The sequence below is a fragment of the Limnothrix sp. FACHB-406 genome (assembly GCF_014698235.1).
Lineage (GTDB): Bacteria > Cyanobacteriota > Cyanobacteriia > CACIAM-69d > CACIAM-69d > CACIAM-69d.
Genome location: NZ_JACJSP010000002.1, coordinates 238006 through 255864, shown reverse-complemented (window position 1 = coordinate 255864; position 17859 = coordinate 238006). Strand labels below are relative to the sequence as shown.

Below are 17859 nucleotides of genomic sequence, written 5' to 3'. Positions count from 1 at the left end.
ATCCGCATTTCGATCCGCAAAACCCCGCCCGATCGCGACTCGATCGAGCGGGGTTTTTGTAGACCGCATCGCGAATTAATTGCGAGTTGGGCTGCTGGGGGTCACGCTAGCACCGCCTTGGCCGTTTTGTTCCAATCGCTGCTGGCGCTGGCGCAAAAACTCATTGGCAGCGTTGTCAATCCGTCCCGACTGTTGTTGATTGAAATCATCCAGGGTTTGCCCCGGGGCCAACATGATGTTGCGAATCAAATCTTGGGCAGAAACGCCGGAGCCTTGAAACACTTCATTGGGGCGCACATCACCGGACGATCCATTGGCATTTGGGTCACCCAGGGCCGAGGATTGGGCGATCGCGGGGTTGCTGCCCAAGGCCAGAATGCTCAAGACGGTGACGATCGAGGATCCCGACAACCAGGCGATCGAGGGAGCGATCGAGGGATGGCTCATGATTCAGCTAACTCCAATTCAGGGATATTAACGGGTTCGTTAGAATGCACCAGCAAATCGGACAGGGGAACCGCAAACAGCGAATCCTGTTGAGGGTTGCCGGAAGTGGCGCGAGCAACCATGGGCGATCGGGACTGGTTTTTTTCGTAGCCCACCAACAGCAGAGGGGTGCCCCCCACATCGCCAATCACCCGCCTTTCACTGTGAGGCAAAAAGTCCGCCTTCGGTTCCCAGTGGTTGCGATTCACGATGTTGTCGCGACGGCCGGAACCCGCCAACCCCGATCGCGGTGGATGGGTTGATGCCAATAGGCTAGCGTCTTCGATTGCATCCTGGCTGAGGTCAAGGCCCGGGCGATGGAGTTCCAAGGTCTGTCGCAGCCGGCCGCTGGTTTGGGCCAGCAGGAGCCCCCGTCGCTCCAGCAACAGGGACATGGTTTTGCGATCGGTTTCCAGGGTTCCGGCATCGGTCAAACTCGCAAAAATCTCCGCCGACTCTTGCCCCAACTCCAACAGGAGGAGCAACCAGTCCGGCAAATTCGCCATTGCGCCGGCCGCTTCGCAATATTGTTGCAACCATTCCGAGGCATGGAGGTAAGCGTATTCCCCCAGCATCGTGCGTCCATAGGGGGATGCTAAAAAGCAATCCAGCTTGTCTTTTAGATTCTGCTCCATGCCACGTCTAGCCTGCTCCTGCGATCCAGCGTCCTATGCCATCCGCCGTTGCAGCAATGGCCGCACAAGCCCGATCGCCACCAAATCAAAAATGAATAGAACCCCGAGGGCCATACCAAAACTAACCGATCCAAAGGGCGCTTGCATGACAATGCTGCTAAAACTCCAGTCCGGATGCAGATAAAGATAGCGAATGGGTTCGATCGCGTAGCTCAAGGGATTCAACACCGCCACCCACTGCAACCAACCGGGCATGAACGACAAGGGAGCCAAGGCCGTGCTGGCAAAGAGCAGGGGCAAGTTGGTGATAAAAATAGCGGCAATTAATTCCACGTGGCCCGGCAGCGCAAAGGCCAGACCCAAGCTGAGGGAGGTGACCCCCGCCACCAACAGCAGCACGATCGCCCCGACCACGGCCAACCCCGCCACCCCCGGCAGCCCAGCCCCCAAAACAGCCGCCGCAATCACGATCGCCACGGTTTGGATCAAGGCCAGCAAGCCAATATACAGGGCCGAGGCGGTGATGATCGAAAAGCGCGACACCAAGGGGGCCACCAACAGCCGATTCAGAAAGCCAAATTCCCGATCGAACATCACCGGCAAGCCCGCATTCAGCGCCCCGCTAAAGGCCGCAAAGGCGATCGTCCCCGCCCCCAAAAACTGCCCATAGCCCACATGATCGCCAAACAAATCGGCCGGGACATTTTGGAACAGGGCCCCAAACAAAACCAACCACATCAGGGGCTGAATAGTGCCGGCCACCAAGGTCACCGGCCGCCGTTGCAGTTGAATTAACAACCGTCGCAGCAGGGCCGCCGTTTCTTGCCAAAATTCCGCCAGGGGCGAGGGTTCCAGGGCGGGCGATCGGGTGGGACTGTCCGTGGGCAAAGTCGTGCTCATGAGGCTTAGGGGAATCTGGAGGGTAGGGGTGAATAGAGAGAACTAGATGGAGAACTGGAAACTCTGGAAGGAATGGTCTGAGGCCTAGCGCATATTTTGCTTGCGGGCCAGCTTAGGATCCCGATCGCCCGCTGCCAAATCCGCATCGAGCAATGTCCGGCCCGTCGCAGCCAGATAAACATCATCCAAACTCGGGCGCGATTGGGCAATGCCAAACACCGGCAACCCCGCCTGTTCCAAGGCCTGCTGCACCAGGGTCAACCCCCGATCGAGATCATCCACCACCAAATTCAGCGTATTTCCCTGGCTCCGGTTGATCATCGCATCCTTGACACAGGGCAGCGCCGTCAGCAGGGTTTGGGCCGTTTCCGCCTCGGCAGCGGGGGTAAATTCCCGAATGCGCAGGGAAATGCGATCGCCCCCCAACCGAGCCTTCAACTCCGACGGTGTGCCCAGGGCAATCACCTGGCCCTGATCCAAAATCGCCACCCGATCGGCCAGCGCATCAATCTCTTCCAGGTAATGGCTGGTGATCAAAACCGTTGTCCCCCACTGGGGCAACTTCCGCAAAAACTCCCACACGGCCATCCGGCTTTCGATATCCAGCCCCGCCGTGGGTTCATCCAACACCAGCACATCTGGCTCGTGGAGCAGCCCCGTGGCCAAGTCCAAGCGCTTGCGAATGCCGCCGGAATAGGTTCCCGTTTTCCGATCGAGCCAGTCACCCAGCCCCAGCAGATCCGCCATGGCTGCAATCCGCTGCCCGATCGCCTCGCGTCGCAAGTGATAGAGCGCACCATGCAACTCCAGCATTTCCCGCCCGGTCAACACCTTGTCCAACGCAGCATCCTGAGCCACATAGCCCAACCGCTTACGGGCCGATCGGGGTTCCCGCAACACCGACACCCCCGACACAAAAATTTCTCCCCCATCCGGCTGGGCCAAGGTACAAAGACAGCGAATCGTGGTGGTTTTGCCCGCGCCGTTGGGCCCCAACAGGCCAAAAATCTCGCCGGGTTTCACCTCCAGCGATACGTGATCAACGGCGGTAACGTCGCCATAGCGTTTTTGTAGGTTCCGAATCGCAATTGCAGGGGTCATAGGCCGCGCGAGAGTCAGGGGCGATCGCCCGGCCCCAGGGTCTGACACCGTTGGATAGCAACCAGAACAGAGACCGGGGCTGGCAGGTAGCTAAAACAGCAGCCGAAAACCGGAGCAAGGCAAGACGAGCAGGATTTCTCAGGGGCCATTCTCCAGGGAGAAGCTCTCCAGGGAGATTGCGCAGGAAATTCCTTGGATCATCGGCAGGGGCTAGATCCTCCCCACCCCGGCGATCGCACCCCCTCGCCATTCCTCAACAAATCTTCAAACTGATGCGCAATCCATTCTAAACCGCTGGGCAACGGCCGGGGCCGCCGGCCCGCCAACCAACGCTGAACCCAAGGGGCCTGTCGCTTCTTACTGGAATCTAGCGAAAACGGTTCATTGTCCATACCCTAATCGCTGTAACAAGGGGCTTAAGCCCCTTGCTCCTTACGATCTCTGCCAAGGGCGGAGTTAGGGTTTCAGACGATCGCCCCTAACCCCCCAAGCGCTTCGCCAGCAACTTCGCCTTCAGCCCAAACTCGATCGTCTCCAGCAGCTTGGTCATCCCCGTGGTGTTCACCATCTCCGGTGAAATGCCCATTTTCTTAGCCGACTGAATCGCCTTTTCCGTCAAGGAATGGCTGGCATAACCGGTCACGATAATCACCAAGTCCGCGCTGGAGATGTGGCTTTCCCCCTGCTGAGCCATGTTCAGGCCCGCCTGGGCCGTACACCAAACCAATTCCACCTTCGATTCCCGCAAGCGATTGCGCACCGCCGACTCCAAGCGATCGTGGCCCCCAAAAACCACCACCTTACCCGCCAACTCCGAGTAGGGATTGGGACGGCGCTCAGACGATCGATGCCGCGTTTGGGGCCGCACATCGGGACTGCGCTCCACCCGCGCCCGATTCTGCATCGCCTTTTCATAAATAAACATCAGCGTCTGTTCATCATTGCCCCGACGCTTGGCCACCGGCCCTTCTTCACTGTGTTGGTTAATTTGATCCATCAAGGCTTCCAGCACTTCCGTGAGGGCATCGATCGCCTTCAGGTCATGCATATAACCCCGAATCGCCACGGCCGCGTCCGTTGCGCTATAAAAATCCTGCTGGTCGCGAATCATGTCCAGCAGGTCTTCCCTTAGCTCATAGCGCCACCGGTTTGTTTGATCCAGTAAGCGTTCCTCAATCAGTCGTTCTTCTTGCAAAATCAACTGCCGATCGGCCGCTTCTGAAGCCAAGCGCGGCGCATCGGCCAGTTGCTGCAAAATATCCGCTTCCTTCTCTTGGAGTTTGCGGCGGGTTATGCTGTCGCCAAACTCATCGGCCGGCAACTCTTTGAGGGTGGTTTGCACTTGCGCTAACACCGCGTTCAACCGGGCTTCGATTTCCGCAAGGGCATGTTGATAGTATTCGTCTCGCTGCTTTTCTAGGCGTTTCGCTTCTAGCTCGACCTTTGCCGCCGAAATCAGGTCTTGGACGGAACTTTCGAGTTCATTCAGTTCTGTGATATCCATGGGAAGACTCCTAACACAAGGGGTTGGGGATTAGGAAATGGGCGGCCATTTTAAACATGACTTAATCCTATCGCTTCCCTTCAACGGTGCGTTATGGGCCACGGATCCAGTCCGCCCCAGCCAACATGGCTGAACTGGCGATCCGGCGCGGCATTCAGCATCGCTGTCTAGCATGGGGTATGGCTGTCTAGCATTGGGTTATTGAACCTTGCCACGCATTCCCTTGTTTCTAAAACAATTCCTCAGATCCCAAAAACCCATGCTTTATCGACGGTTTGGGCGCACAGAGCTATCAATGCCGGTGTTTTCCTGTGGTGGAATGCGCTACCAACAGGCCTGGCAAGACCTCTCACCCACACAAATTGACGCGGCGGGCCAAGCCAATTTGGCCGCCACGATCGAGCGGGCCCTTGCTTTGGGCATTAACCACATTGAGACGGCGAGGGGCTATGGCAGCTCCGAGATGCAACTCGGTTGGGTGCTGCCGCAATATCCCCGCCAGGATTTGATTGTGCAAACGAAGGTGGGGCCTGCTGCCGAGGTGGCCGACTTTGAGCGGGACTTTGAACAGTCCATGGGCTACCTCAAGCTCGACTATGTGGACTTGCTGGGCATTCACGGAATTAACACCCGTGAGCATTTGGACTGGACGTTGCGGCCGGGGGGCTGCCTCGATCGCGCCAGACGCTGGCAGGCGGAGGGGCGAGTGCGGTTCATTGGATTTTCCACCCATGGGCCCCTGGACGTAATCATGGAGACGATTCAGTCCAACCAATTTGATTACGTCAATTTGCATTGGTATTACATCAACCAAACCAACTGGCGGGCGATCGAGGCGGCCACCCAGTTGGATATGGGCGTGTTTATTATCAGTCCAGCCAATAAAGGGGGACTGCTATACGAGCCATCGCCCAAATTGGTGGAACTCTGCAAGCCCCTGAGTCCGATGGTGTTTAACAATTTGTTTTGTTTAAGCCATCCGCAGGTGCATACCCTGAGCCTGGGGGCCGCTCGGCCTAGCGATTTTGATGAGCACCTGAAAACCCTGTCCTTTTTGGATCAACCGGGTCAGTTACTGCCGATGATTACGCGACGGTTGGAGCAAGCGGCGATCGAGGCGTTTGATCGCGAGTTTGGCCCCGGGGAAGGGAAGGCCTGGCTGCGCACTTGGGAACAGGGGTTGCCAAAGCCGGAAGAAGTGCCGGGCGAAATCAGTGTGCGAACGATCGTGTGGCTGTGGAATTTGGTGAAGGCCTTTGACATGGTGGCCTATGGCAAGATGCGCTACAACCTGTTGGGCAATGGGGGCCACTGGTTTCCGGGGCAACGGGGCGATCGCCTGTCGGAGCTAGACTTGCGCCCCTGTTTAGCCCGCAGTCCCTATCCCGATCGGGTCTTGAATATTCTGACGGAGGCGCACCAGTTACTGGCGGGCGGGGCGGTGAAGCGCCTTTCGCAATCGTCTTAGCTGAGGTCTTGGCGGAGGTTTTTGTTGAGATCTTGGCGAAATCTTGGCGAGGTCTTGGCGAAATCTTGGCGAAGGTCTTAGCAGATGCCTGATCAGTATTTTGGGAGACTGATCAAGCACTAACCCTCACGGGGACAAGGGGCTTAAGCCCCTTGTCTGGGTTGATTCTGGGAGCAGGCGGCGGATCGTTGCTTCCGGTCTGCTCCCGATCGAGCCTTAGGACAGGTCGGTTTCTGCGAGCTTTTGAGCCAAGAACTCAATTAGGTCTTGCTTGGAAGCCCCGGCCTGATTGCTGTTCGATTCAATCCGTTTCACCACGTCCGGCGACAGGGCCAACAGCCGCACCAATTCACCATAGGCGGCGGATTCTTCGGCATTAATCACCGCTTCATCGGGCGTGCGGGCGCTGGAGGCAATGGTTTCATAGGCCAATTCCAGGGCCAATTCTTTGTCAGCGTCGTTGGTGAGCTTAGGCACAATTTCTGCCAGGGGCAGATTTTGCACCAAATATTCCCGCAAGTCTTGTTTCAGTTCGATCGATTGTTGGCCGTCGCGGGCAAACAGTTGGCTGAAGCGATCGAGCATCACTTCAATTTCTTCGTCGGCCAAATGTCCGTCGGCCCAGGCCATGGCAGCAACCACCCGCAGCAGGTTCATTTGCTTGGGGGCGATCGGGGGAGGTGGTGGCGGTTTTAGCATGGTGGCTCCCTCCGGTTTGGGATCCGGTGATTAGCGCTGAATTCTCTTTTCGATCTAGCCAATGGCCAGGGCGATCGGGGCGTTCTGGATCAATTCGCGATGGAAGTTGATGAAAGTCCACAATTGATCGTCACCGACCGTCACCTTGGGGTAATTGCATCAAGATTTATGGCAGATCTCAGGGTTTCCAGACCGAGTGCTTTCCGCATTTTCAGGGCGATCGCGCTGTTTTGGATTCTGCCCCTGTCCCGATCGCTCTCCCGATCGCCATTCGTACAAGGCCCAACAGAAAAACTCTAAGCTAAGGTCTAAGGAAAATCTGAAAAGTATCTGAACTTCCGTGATTTCCACCTTACCCACCGCTCCAGGAATTGACCTATCGAAGTTACGGTTAGATGTGCGAAATTTGTTGCCGCAATTGGTGTCTTGGCGGCGACAGTTTCATCAGTACCCAGAGTTGGGATTTCAAGAGGCCCTGACGGCCGCTTTTGTGTGCGATCGCCTGCGAGAGTGGGGTATTGATTACCAAGCGGGCATCGCCAAAACCGGCATTGTGGCGGTCATTAAAGGCAGCCAACCGGGCCCAACCATTGCCTTGCGGGCCGATATGGATGCCTTGCCCGTGCAAGAGCAAAACGAAGTGCCCTATCGATCGCGCCACGAGGGCAAAATGCACGCCTGCGGCCACGACGGCCACACGGCGATCGCCCTGGGCACGGCCTATTATTTGGCCCACCATCGATCGCAACTGGCCGGAACCATCAAGCTGATTTTTCAGCCGGCCGAAGAGGGGCCCGGCGGCGCAAAACCGATGATCGAAGCCGGGGTGCTGCACAATCCCGATGTGGATGCCATCTTTGGGCTGCATTTGTGGAATAACTTGCCGCTGGGTACGGTAGGCGTGCGGCCGGGGCCGTTAATGGCGGCGGTGGAACTGTTTGCTTGCACCCTGTTTGGGAAAGGCGGCCATGGAGCCATGCCTCACCAAACGATCGACTCGGTGTTGGTGGGGGCGCAAATTGTCACGGCTCTGCAAACGATTGTGGCTCGCAACATTGACCCGATCGATTCGGCGGTGGTGACCGTGGGCGAATTTCACGCGGGCACGGCCAAAAACGTGATCGCAGATCAGGCCCGCTTGGCTGGCACGGTGCGCTATTTCAATCCGGCCCTAGAAGGGGTGATTCGGGAGCGGGTGGAGTCGATTATTGCGGGCATTTGCGCCGCCCACGGGGCCCGGTACGAACTGGACTATCGATCGATCTATCCGGCCACGGTCAACGATCCGGCCGCAGCCGATCGGGTGCGACGGGTGGCCGAAACGGTGATTGAAACGCCGATCGGGGTTGTGCCCAACTGCCAAACCATGGGCGGTGAGGATATGTCCTTTTTCCTAAAGGAAGTCCCCGGTTGCTATTTCTTTGTGGGGGCGGCCAATCCCGATCGGGGCTTAGCGTTCCCCCATCACCACCCCCGTTTTGATTTTGATGAAACGGCGCTGGCCATGGGAGTGGAGTTGTTTTTGCGGATCATCGAATCCTTTAACACGCCCTAAACTCAAAGTCCTAGACCCAATCTCTCCACTCCCGATCTCGCCACGTCCCGATCGGGGGGGCAAGGGTCTGAATCCCTTTTTCTAGGGTTTATCTAGGGTTTTGCAGCCACAGGAGCCGATCGCTAGAAATCGGGATCTCGTTCTGCGACTTCCGGTTGATCCTCCGGCGCGATCGGGTCAGGTCGGGGCGCAACCTTCGAGGGCGATGGGGCCAGGGCAGCATCCGGCCCTTCGCCCACAAACCGCTCAATGATTCGGAACCAAAGCACCACAGTCAGCAACATCACGGCTGAATACAGGTCGCCGCCGGTTCCCTCATGCATGAAGTCGAACAGGCCGTCCTGACCCGTACCGTGCAAGTAGGCCAAAATCGTGTTCCGAAAGACATTCATCAACACGCTGATGACCGTCGTTCCCACCAAAAACAGAGCGATGGGCGATCGCCCCCGCACCGTGCCGCACCAATAGATGGCCATCAGTCCCACATACCAACAGGTCAGGAGCATTTTCAGGCCCGCGCAGTGGGGAGCCACTTCCACCGCCCGATCGCGCACGTAGAGATAAATGCCCTCCACCTGCGCTTCCAGTCCCACTTGGTTCAGCAAAAAACCAGCCATGGCGGCAATGAACCGCTGCAACCCCACCACATAGGGCGAAATGAGGTAGGGAACCTCGTTAGGCGTGGCCAGGGTGGTGAAGACCAAGGGGGCCGCCATCAGCCGCCAACCGGCCGCCCCTTTCCAAACACCACAAAGCCCCCAGAGGGCGATCGGGAACGACAGGTTCACCCAATCGGCCACGCCGCTCAGGTAAAACGCCACGCTCAACCCCAACAGCCCCCAGCCCACCGGGTGCGATCGATCCGCCAATCGCTGCCAGCGCGATCGCTTTTCCCATGCCAAATAGGCCGCAAAGGGCAGCCCAATCAGGCCGTAGCTGAAATATTCATGCTCAATGCTGATGTCTTTGGTGAGCCAACCGCGCACCCAATGCACCAACAGCGGCCCATAGGCCAGGGCCAAGCAGGCCGCCCCCGCTGGCAACAGGGCCCGATCAAGCCAGTCAGAACGATTTGCAACGGGGCGATCGGCAGTCATGAACTTCAACCTCAGCGATCAGCAAATTCCAGCGGCCTCTTCCAAAATGCCACAGCCGCCGAACCCTAACCACTGTTGATGCTGAGCGATCGGCCACAAATCCGGCTCGATCGGCCCAAACGGTTCAAAATCATGCCTCAGCCATCACTCAACAGCCCAGGCAATGCTGGCCTATTGCAACCCGTTGGCCATGGCTCGAATGATGTCGCCCCGAGTCAGGATGCCCACGATCGCTCCCGCATCATCTACCACGGGCATTCGGTGAATATTGCCTTCCAGCAAATGCCGCGTGGCATCGCGCAGCAATGTATCGGGCTTGGTGGTTTTCACCCGATCGCTCATCACATCGGCCACCGTACTGCCCAAGGCCTTGTGCAATTCCTTTTCAAATTGCAGGGGATTTTTGAGATAAATCACACTGTCCAAAATGGTGATGAACGGCGGCACATCCACGCCGGTCTCTTGCCACATCAGATCGCTTTCCGACACGACCCCAATCAACTGCCCCGCTTCATCCACCACGGGCACGCCGCTAATGCGCTGTTCCGCCAGGAGTTTGATGACCTCGATGAGGGAGGTGTCACGACGGACGACGATCGGATCGCGGCTCATTACATCGGCAACCGTTGCAGCCATTCGCTCGATCCCTAAATGCTTCTGCCCTCATTCTAGGACGGGCGATCGGTTGGAGAGCGCAACTGGTAACGATTTGACACGCTCTGTGGCCCCAGCTCGGAAGCGAAGGACTTGATCGTTGAACGGGGGCTAGGGTTTGGGGGGTGTTTTGGCCTTAGCTGTGCTGGAACTGGCTTTGCTATTAGATTTGCTGCTGGTTTTGCCGGTCGATCGGGCAGTGGATTGGGGTTTGGCCTTGGTTGTCGTTGCGCCCAGTCCCTTTTGGGGACATAGATCCGCCAACTGGCAGCGATCGCAAGCCGGTTTCCGGGCATCGCAAACGGCCCGCCCGTGATAAATCAGCCGAATCGACCAATTTTCCCAGTCCGGTTGGGGCAACAGCCGCATCAAATCGCGCTCAATCCGCACCGGATCCTGATGCTCAGTCATGCCCAAGCGATAGGCCAGGCGCTTCACATGGGTGTCCACCGTCACGCCCGCATTGATGCCAAAGGCGTGGGCCAGCACCACATTCGCCGTTTTACGCGCCACCCCCGGCAGCAACAGCAGTTCCTCCATCCGCTTGGGCAGTTCGCCGCCAAATCTGTCCAGGATCATTTGGCAAGCGCCCTGGATATTCTTGGCTTTGTTGCGATAGAAGCCGGTCGATCGCACCAAGGCTTCCAACTCGGCTCGATCGGCCCCGGCCAGGGCCACCGCGTCGGGAAACCTTGCAAACAGAGCTGGTGTGACCAGGTTCACCCGCTCATCGGTGCATTGGGCCGACAGAATTGTCGCCACCAACAATTGCACGGGTGTTTCATAATTCAGGCTGCATGTGGCATCGGGATAGAGCACTTTCAGGCGATCAAGAATTTCGATCGCCACCTGTTGTTTGGCGGCCCACTTACGAGTGCTTACCGGCATGGTTGGGAATCAGTTGAAAGGAGCCTGAACGAATCAAACCAAGGGGCCAAATTAGCCGTCCCCTTGGACAATTTGCTTGATGGTGGTCAACATGTCCAGGCCGATCGCCCCGCGTCGATAGCCCTTTTGATTCGACATGCCCAAAAACACCGAAGCACTGCCCCGGGGATTGCGCTGGAATCGGGGTGAGGCATTGATGTAGGTGGAGGCGCTGTCGAGGCGGGAGGCAAATTGGTGGGCTTCTCGATAGGACTCGGTGGCGATGCAGTCCGCGTGGCCGCTGCTTTGGGTGTGAATCACCGCGATCGCCTCTTCCACGCTGGCCACGGTGCGAAACGCAACGGTTTTGGTTAAATAGGGCCGATTCCACTCATCATCGGCTGCCAAGGGCAAGTCAGGAAAATCCTGTTGCAAATGGGCATCGACCCGCACTTCAAACCCGTCCGTTTGCAAGGAGCCAAAGAGCACCCCCAACATCGATCGGTTGTGGCGCTCGTGAACCAGCACCTTTTCGATCGCGTTCACCGCTTCCGGATCGCCCTGGTGGCTGTCGGAAATGGCCCAACGCACCACGTCTAACTCGCCGGACAGGGCCCAGTAGAGATAGCAATTGCCGATCGCTGCGCCCAGAATGGGCACGGTGGCAAACTGACTGGCCTGTTGCACCAGCTTTGGCCGGCCATAGGCCACAATCAGGTTCAAGTAGCGCTCCTGGGCCAGCAGGTCGCGCATGGAAATATCCCGATCGGGCGGAATGGCTGTGACACATTCGGGCGGCAATTCTCCAGCCGTCAGCCCATCGGTGAGGGCCGCCGCGATTGCCGCGTTGGTGTGCTTGGTGTCGCTGCTGCCATACAAAATCATGCTGTTGCCGGTTTTGATGCCCATGCCCGCCGCGATCGCCCCCAGTTCCGGCAGGCCTTCATGCACCAGGGCGATCGTCCCCAGGGGCATCAGTTGGCAATAGCTTTGTAGGTATTGGGTTTGGTGGGTGGCGCGAATGGCCTGCCGAGTGGGGTCGGGCAAATCCGCCAGCCGATCGAGCATATCGGCCACCTGTTGCAATCGATCGGGCGTGAACTTAATCCACAGGGACGGCAAGCCGCTGTTGGCCTTTTCGCGGCTGGCTTCCAAGTCCAGTGTGTTGGCTTCCAAAATTTCGTTTTGGGCGGCTCGCAAAGCCTTGGCCATCACTTTCAGCGCCCGCGATCGCTCGCCACCACGCATGGCCACCAGGGCCGATCGCCCTCGGGCCGCCGCCGCCAATGCCCCAAATAAATCCAGCGCTCCCGAATTAACCAGGGGATTTCCAACCATAATCTCAGCGCCGGTATGCCAGCCATAACAACAACAGCGGTAGCCCAATCACCAGCAATCCCGGCAACAGCCAAGCCGCCGTGCCTGCCAGTCCTTTGACAATCAGGGGCAACCAAGCCAACACCAAGACAAATCCAGCCCAAAGGGTAATGGGCAAATAATTTTCACGCAAGGGTGGACGCACAGAGAGCCAGCGCGTTCCTGTCCATCGCCACAGCCGTCGGTAGATTGCCCCAGAAGACACCTGCTCAATTTGATCGCCCGATTCGGTCACCACAAAAATTTGCTGGCAGCGATCGCAGCCAAATGCGTCCATGAGTGCGATCGGCCGCAGGGTGCCCCGTTGCCGACAGGGACAAGGGTAGGACTCCGTTAGCTCAATCTGAGAAGTCTTCAACGATCGCCCGATCGCCCGGTGGGAATAAACGACTTGGCCAGGGGTTTCTCATGCTCTTAGCTTAACAGGGCCGCCCCAGCAGCAAGGAAACACCCCTGATCCAAACCCAAGTCACCCGCGGATCCCATCCGAATTCCATAGGAGTTCCATAGGCGTTCCATAGGCGTTCAATACGAATTCCATCTTGATTCAAGACTCAAGATTCAAGATCCAAGATTCAACCGGCTTCGGTTTTGTTTTAAGTTGATTTCAAGGCTACAAAAGGCGGCTCATGTCCGCATTTCACCACAATTTGAGCCGAATACCAACCATCAAAAGGCCACGCGCTGGCAAAGTCGGGCTTGAGCAAATTCTTTGGTTAATATGGAGGCTTGACCCCACCCATGGGGAACATTCCCACAAGGATGAGGTCAGGCATCGAGAGATTGGTAACAGCGGAGGGAAGCGTCACAACGAAGATTCCCTCCGTTCTGCTAAGGAGCTATGGTCAAGGATTTCGGGAGCTGAGTCCTGCGATCGCCATCATCATTCCCTGTGATTCTGGTTAACCTCGCTAGTGATTTTTGCCTAGAGGCCTGACAGCATGGGGCGATCGGCGTTTTTGTTCGATCGCCTCCCATTGTTGAGCGCCGTTCTGCAAACAATTCAGAACCAATTCAGAACAATGCCCACAAAAAACCGGAGATCGACTGTTCGATCTCCGGTTTTAGGTTGGGTAGCCCTCATGCAAGAGCCATGGAATTGGCCCCATACCTCTCGCCAATAGGCTGCTGGAGGAGGCCGGGGCGGGGCTTTTAGGCCCCAGTTCCTTAGGTGGCCGCTGCTTCGGCCGCATCGCGGGCCGCCGCCGCTTCGTCGGGGTGGATGCCCAAACGAGTCAGGTTGATCCGGCCGCGATTGTCAATTTCGCGCACCTTGATGATCACCTCATCACCCACGGCCACCACGTCTTCGACTTTGCCCACACGCCGATCGGCCAGTTGGGAAATGTGGATCATGCCTTCTTTGCCGGGCAAGAATTCCACAAAGGCCCCGATCGGGATCGTGCGGGTGACTTTGCCCACAAACACGCTGCCCACTTCGATCTTGCGGGTCATGTTTTGGACAATTTGGGCCGCGCGCTTGGCCTTTTCGCCATCGTTCGAGGACACGGTGACTAAGCCGCTGTCTTCGATGTCGATTTTCGCGCCGGTTTCTTCGACGATGCCCTTGATCGTTTTGCCACCGGGCCCGATCACCATGCCGATGTCGCTCGGGTCGATCCGGAAGGTCAGCAGGCGCGGGGCAAACTTCGACAGGTCGCCACGCGGTTGATCGATCGCCGCCATCATCTTTTCCAGGATGTGCAGACGCGCCGGGCGGGCCTGTTCGATCGCCTTGGCGATCGTGCCCATGTCCAACCCGGTGATCTTCATGTCCATTTGCAAGGCGGTGATGCCGCTGTCGGTGCCAGCCACCTTGAAGTCCATGTCACCCAGGAAGTCTTCCAGACCTTGGATGTCGGTGAGGACGCGAATTTCTTCACCTTCCTTAATTAGGCCCATCGCTGCGCCGCTGACGGGCTTGGCGATCGGCACACCGGCATCCATCAGGGACAGGGTGGAGCCGCAAACGGACCCCATGGAGGTGGAACCATCGGAGGACAATACTTCCGACACCACGCGCAACACGTAGGGGAAGGCATCCTTCGGCGGCAACACGGGAACCAGGGCCCGTTCTGCCAAGGCCCCGTGACCGATTTCCCGGCGACCGGGCGATCGCATCGGGCGGGTTTCACCCACCGAGTAGGGCGGGAAGTTGTAGTGGTGCAGGTAGCGCTTCTGTTCGTCCGGGTGCAGGTCGTCCAGTTCTTGGGCATCGCCGGGAGTCCCCAGCGTCACCACGGACATCACCTGGGTCAAGCCCCGTTGAAACAGGCCGCTGCCATGAACGCGCGGGGGCAACACCCCGGCCCGGCAGGAGACCTGCCGCACTTCGTCCAGTTTGCGCCCATCAACGCGCACGCCATCTTCAACGATTTGGCGACGCATCAGGGACTTGGTGACAGCCTTGAAGACCTTGGGCAGGGCCTTGGGGTCAGCGGTGGCGGCCACTTTGATCGCGTCGTCATCGGCCCGATCGGCAATTTCCTGGGCCACAGTGGCTTGCAGGGCATCCAAGGCCGCGTCGCGCCGGGTTTTGCCCAGCTCAAATTGCGACAAGATGCCTTTGATTTCGCCCGTGGTGCGCGATCGAATGAAGTCTTCGAGGGTGGTGTCGATCGCGGGGGGTTCCGCCGTCACCAGCTCCAGACCCAATTCAGCGATGATGTCCCGTTGCGCTTGAATCAAGTCGCGCACGGCTTCATAGCCAAAGTCGATCGCCTCGATGATGTCCGCTTCGGGCAGTTGATTGGCCCCCGCCTCCACCATCACCACGCCATCGGGCGATCCGGCAACCACCAGATCCAATTCACCCTTTTCAATTTCCGCATAGGTGGGGTTGATGATGAACTCGTCGCCCACCAAACCCACGCGCACCGCCGCCATCGGCCCCTGGAAGGGAATTTGGGCCAGCAAGGTGGCGATCGAAGCACCCGTCACGGCCAGCACATCCGGCGGCACGTCGGGATCGAGGGACACGGTGGTGGCCACCACTTGGATATCGTCGCGCAACCAATTCGGGAACAGCGGGCGCAGGGGGCGATCGATTAAGCGCCCAGTCAAAATTGCCTTTTCCGGCGGGCGACCTTCGCGGCGTTGGAAGCTACCCGGAATGCGGCCGGCGGCATACAGCCGTTCTTCGTAATCAACAGTGAGGGGAAGAAAATCAATGCCCTCGCGCGCTGAGGAACGGGTGGCGGTTACTAACACTGCGGTATCGCCCGACCCAATCAGTACCGATCCACCAGCTTGGGGTGCGAGCAAACCGATCTTCAGCCGAATATCCCTTCCATCAAAGGATATTGACTTGTCAATTTCTTGCATGAATGATGATGATCCTTGGAGATTCTTTCTATTACTGTGGCAATCCTAACACCGTTTGTTAGATACTAGACCGTTTGTTAATTCACGGCCAACTGTCTCGACAAAACGACGTAAAACAAGGCTCCATAAGGATTTAGTCCCGATCGCTTCGGTGGCTCATTCAGCCGATCGCCCCCCTTTGGGTTCCACTCACCTACCCGATCGCGGTTCATGATCTCGCCCCCGATCGCAAGGTTGATTCCAAGGGCAATTGCCAGTGATCATTGCCAACGATTATTGCCAACGATCCGAGTCCACAACCATTCGGATTTCTAACGCGAAAGCCAATCTTTTAAGGGGCTGGCCGCAGTGGCCCCGATCGCCCACTGTTCTCCCGATTCGGCGCTCCATTCAAAACCGGTGCAGGCCGACCGGCGATCGGGGTCAAATTCCAACGCAGCCAGGCATCCTGGGCCAAATCCAGGGCGATCGCGGCGGCTCCGTAGCGGTTGATGTGGCTGGGGTCTGCGAAATAGTCGTGGCGATCGGGCCAGCGCAGCAACCAATCTTGAACGATTAACCCCTGATCTCGCAGTTGTGCCAAATAGGTCTGGAATTCCCGTTCATAGGTCAGCCGGGCCGGATCCAAATAATCCTGACTGAGGGGCAAGTTCACAAAACTCAGACGAATGCCGCGCGATCGAGCAAAGGTGATCAACTGGCGCACCGCTCGATCTTGAACACCGCCTGCCAACTGAAAACCGCTGTACATATCGTCATAGCGACCGGGCACTTTCGGAAATTGTTGGTAGTAGCGATCGGGCGCAAAACGGCGCAAATCAGCCAAAAATCCCAGCCGATCGAGTTCTGGCTCTGGGCGCAGTGGCAAGGGTGGTTGTCGTTGAAACCAACCGGGCATCAGGCCGGGCATCAGGGCCGCGCTGGGATAAGTGCTGCTGTTGAGGGTCAAGGATGGCAACCCGTTGACCGATCGCCCCCAAGGAGATTCCCGCCACCGCGCCACAGACCAGGGATGACCGCCCCGGGCGCGGGCCATGGCCAGTTGTCGAAAGCCCTCGGAAGCCGCAATGCTGGCAAAGGTGCGATCGATCCGACCGCTGTTAAAGGCCCGCGAGCCATCGCCCCAAACCACCACCCGAGGCAACCAGTCCGGCGGAAACAAATCCATCAGCAACCAGCGCACCACCTGGGCCGTTGCACCGTTAATGCCAAAGTTAAACACCCGCACGGGCCGCCGCAGGGTTGTTGACAACGAACGGGCCAAAACCGTCGGGTCAATGCCCTGGAGCGATCGGGAACTACCCACAATCAACAAATCCGGCGGCTGGCCATGGGTCGCCAAATATTGCCGATAGAGCCGCAACTGCGATTCCAACCGAGGACTCCCCCACCGGGCGCGATCGAGCGAAACCGGCGGTCGCGGAGTCAGGGGCCACAGGGGCCGCCGACGCTCCGGGGGCAAGGGCGCTTCCCAGTTTTTGAGCAAGGTTTGCGCATCCAGGGTTTGCGCATCCAGGGTTTGCGCATCCACGGGGGGTTGAGGCGGCTCGATCGGCCGATCGGCATCAGCTCGATCGATCCCCAAACCTAACAGAACCGCCCACACCAGCGCCCCACCCGCCATTAACCGGCCCATAGCTTGAGCAACCAACCCAACACCACTCCCAAACTGCCAAACCGCACCGCTTGCCAAAACACTTCCTTTAAACCGCTGTCCGCAAAGAGGCGACTTTCCAAGGCCAAGTCCAACTCTTCCAGCTCCCGCTGCAAGGTCTGGATCGTTTGCGTTAATTCGCTGCGAATTTCTCGATCGCGCGCCCGGGCCAAATCCGCCCGCACCACTTCCACCTGATGGCCCAAACTGGCTCGCCGCTCCCGATCGGCCCGCACCTGCTCCAAGCGCGATCGCACCTGGCCCATGGCGGTTTCCGTCGCCGCTAACCGATCGCTCAACTGGGCTAAAAAAGCCGAAAACTCCGCCTCCTCAGACAAAGGCTCCTTAGGCAAAGGATCCGGGCGATCGGCAGATGATGGGGATGGGCGACGACTCATTGGACAGCTTTGAGACCATTCAGCAGGGCAATTCATCCCAAAGTCTACCGAATCGATCGAACCCCAATCCCGAACGCCCAACTAACAAAAAAGTCGCCATCTTGCCAAAAGATAGCGACCCTCTCTCAGGAGTCAGTTCA

The 17859-nt window shown here is 58.0% G+C and carries 17 protein-coding genes; 2 read left to right on the top strand and 15 right to left on the bottom strand.

The window, feature by feature from the left end; genetic code table 11:
* Positions 1-75 precede the first annotated feature (75 nt).
* The 5 genes from H6G53_RS02960 to H6G53_RS02940 form a co-directional block, all read right to left on the bottom strand.
* Entirely contained in the window at positions 76-447 is a 372-nt protein-coding gene (locus H6G53_RS02960) for a hypothetical protein (RefSeq protein ID WP_099532420.1), read from the bottom strand.
* The gene (locus tag H6G53_RS02955) at positions 444-1121 is read right to left on the bottom strand and encodes a hypothetical protein (protein WP_190530868.1); all 678 of its coding nucleotides are present in this window, start codon (positions 1119-1121) and stop codon (positions 444-446) included. The genes H6G53_RS02960 and H6G53_RS02955 overlap by 4 nt, the downstream gene beginning before the upstream one ends.
* A 33-nt stretch (positions 1122-1154) precedes the next feature.
* A complete protein-coding gene (locus tag H6G53_RS02950) occupies positions 1155-2021 on the bottom strand; it encodes an ABC transporter permease (RefSeq protein WP_190353379.1) in 867 nt (288 codons plus the stop codon).
* A gap of 84 nt (positions 2022-2105) precedes the next feature.
* A complete protein-coding gene (locus H6G53_RS02945; RefSeq protein ID WP_099533043.1) occupies positions 2106-3122 on the bottom strand; it encodes an ABC transporter ATP-binding protein in 1017 nt (338 codons plus the stop codon).
* A 478-nt stretch (positions 3123-3600) separates the two neighbouring features.
* Entirely contained in the window at positions 3601-4626 is a 1026-nt protein-coding gene (locus tag H6G53_RS02940) for a DUF2325 domain-containing protein (RefSeq protein ID WP_099533045.1), read from the bottom strand.
* A 259-nt stretch (positions 4627-4885) separates the two neighbouring features.
* On the opposite strand from H6G53_RS02940, the gene H6G53_RS02935 reads away from it, so the two are divergent.
* Entirely contained in the window at positions 4886-6094 is a 1209-nt protein-coding gene (locus H6G53_RS02935) for an aldo/keto reductase (RefSeq protein ID WP_099533046.1), read from the top strand.
* A 216-nt stretch (positions 6095-6310) separates the two neighbouring features.
* On the opposite strand, the gene H6G53_RS02930 is transcribed toward H6G53_RS02935, so the two are convergent.
* Positions 6311-6793, bottom strand: coding sequence for a TerB family tellurite resistance protein (locus H6G53_RS02930; protein ID WP_099533047.1), 483 nt, complete (start codon positions 6791-6793; stop codon positions 6311-6313).
* Between the two features lie 340 nt (positions 6794-7133).
* Here H6G53_RS02930 and H6G53_RS02925 point away from each other — a divergent pair, with 340 nt between their 5' ends.
* On the top strand, positions 7134-8348 hold the full coding sequence (locus H6G53_RS02925; RefSeq protein WP_190530867.1) for an amidohydrolase: 1215 nt from the start codon (positions 7134-7136) through the stop codon (positions 8346-8348).
* A gap of 122 nt (positions 8349-8470) precedes the next feature.
* On the opposite strand, the gene crtB is transcribed toward H6G53_RS02925, so the two are convergent.
* From crtB to H6G53_RS02885, 9 genes are all read right to left on the bottom strand, one after another.
* The gene (gene crtB, locus H6G53_RS02920; protein ID WP_190530866.1) at positions 8471-9445 is read right to left on the bottom strand and encodes a cyanoexosortase B; all 975 of its coding nucleotides are present in this window, start codon (positions 9443-9445) and stop codon (positions 8471-8473) included.
* A 171-nt stretch (positions 9446-9616) separates the two neighbouring features.
* The gene (locus tag H6G53_RS02915; protein WP_099533050.1) at positions 9617-10081 is read right to left on the bottom strand and encodes a CBS domain-containing protein; all 465 of its coding nucleotides are present in this window, start codon (positions 10079-10081) and stop codon (positions 9617-9619) included.
* A gap of 129 nt (positions 10082-10210) precedes the next feature.
* The gene (gene nth / locus H6G53_RS02910) at positions 10211-10987 is read right to left on the bottom strand and encodes an endonuclease III (RefSeq protein ID WP_190530865.1); all 777 of its coding nucleotides are present in this window, start codon (positions 10985-10987) and stop codon (positions 10211-10213) included.
* A 51-nt stretch (positions 10988-11038) separates the two neighbouring features.
* Positions 11039-12304 carry a gamma-glutamyl-phosphate reductase gene (locus H6G53_RS02905; RefSeq protein ID WP_199291350.1) on the bottom strand — a complete coding sequence of 422 codons (1266 nt, stop codon included), beginning with the start codon at positions 12302-12304 and terminating at the stop codon, positions 11039-11041.
* 4 nt (positions 12305-12308) lie between these two features.
* Positions 12309-12701, bottom strand: a complete 393-nt coding sequence (locus tag H6G53_RS02900; RefSeq protein WP_099533052.1) for a hypothetical protein — start codon at positions 12699-12701, stop codon at positions 12309-12311.
* Positions 12702-13510: 809 nt separating this feature from the next.
* On the bottom strand, positions 13511-15667 hold the full coding sequence (locus H6G53_RS02895; RefSeq protein ID WP_099533053.1) for a polyribonucleotide nucleotidyltransferase: 2157 nt from the start codon (positions 15665-15667) through the stop codon (positions 13511-13513).
* Between the two features lie 77 nt (positions 15668-15744).
* On the bottom strand, positions 15745-15879 hold the full coding sequence (locus tag H6G53_RS18885; protein WP_255512330.1) for a hypothetical protein: 135 nt from the start codon (positions 15877-15879) through the stop codon (positions 15745-15747).
* Between the two features lie 119 nt (positions 15880-15998).
* Positions 15999-17318 carry a hypothetical protein gene (locus H6G53_RS02890; protein WP_190530864.1) on the bottom strand — a complete coding sequence of 440 codons (1320 nt, stop codon included), beginning with the start codon at positions 17316-17318 and terminating at the stop codon, positions 15999-16001.
* On the bottom strand, positions 17291-17719 hold the full coding sequence (locus tag H6G53_RS02885; protein ID WP_190353386.1) for a DUF2203 domain-containing protein: 429 nt from the start codon (positions 17717-17719) through the stop codon (positions 17291-17293). Before H6G53_RS02885 ends, H6G53_RS02890 begins: the two co-directional genes overlap by 28 nt.
* Positions 17720-17859: the final 140 nt, after the last annotated feature.

Excerpts from the sequence above, each read along its gene's own strand:
- H6G53_RS02960 (WP_099532420.1), bottom strand. The coding sequence starts at position 447 with ATGAGCCATCCCTCGATCGCTCCCTCGATCGCCTGGTTGTCGGGATCC.
- H6G53_RS02955 (WP_190530868.1), bottom strand. The coding sequence starts at position 1,121 with ATGGAGCAGAATCTAAAAGACAAGCTGGATTGCTTTTTAGCATCCCCC.
- H6G53_RS02950 (WP_190353379.1), bottom strand. The coding sequence starts at position 2,021 with ATGAGCACGACTTTGCCCACGGACAGTCCCACCCGATCGCCCGCCCTG.
- H6G53_RS02945 (WP_099533043.1), bottom strand. The coding sequence starts at position 3,122 with ATGACCCCTGCAATTGCGATTCGGAACCTACAAAAACGCTATGGCGAC.
- H6G53_RS02940 (WP_099533045.1), bottom strand. The coding sequence starts at position 4,626 with ATGGATATCACAGAACTGAATGAACTCGAAAGTTCCGTCCAAGACCTG.
- H6G53_RS02935 (WP_099533046.1), top strand. The coding sequence starts at position 4,886 with ATGCTTTATCGACGGTTTGGGCGCACAGAGCTATCAATGCCGGTGTTT.
- H6G53_RS02930 (WP_099533047.1), bottom strand. The coding sequence starts at position 6,793 with ATGCTAAAACCGCCACCACCTCCCCCGATCGCCCCCAAGCAAATGAAC.
- crtB (WP_190530866.1), bottom strand. The coding sequence starts at position 9,445 with ATGACTGCCGATCGCCCCGTTGCAAATCGTTCTGACTGGCTTGATCGG.
- H6G53_RS02915 (WP_099533050.1), bottom strand. The coding sequence starts at position 10,081 with ATGGCTGCAACGGTTGCCGATGTAATGAGCCGCGATCCGATCGTCGTC.
- nth (WP_190530865.1), bottom strand. The coding sequence starts at position 10,987 with ATGCCGGTAAGCACTCGTAAGTGGGCCGCCAAACAACAGGTGGCGATC.
- H6G53_RS02905 (WP_199291350.1), bottom strand. The coding sequence starts at position 12,304 with ATGGTTGGAAATCCCCTGGTTAATTCGGGAGCGCTGGATTTATTTGGG.
- H6G53_RS02895 (WP_099533053.1), bottom strand. The coding sequence starts at position 15,667 with ATGCAAGAAATTGACAAGTCAATATCCTTTGATGGAAGGGATATTCGG.
- H6G53_RS18885 (WP_255512330.1), bottom strand. The coding sequence starts at position 15,879 with ATGAACCGCGATCGGGTAGGTGAGTGGAACCCAAAGGGGGGCGATCGG.
- H6G53_RS02885 (WP_190353386.1), bottom strand. The coding sequence starts at position 17,719 with ATGAGTCGTCGCCCATCCCCATCATCTGCCGATCGCCCGGATCCTTTG.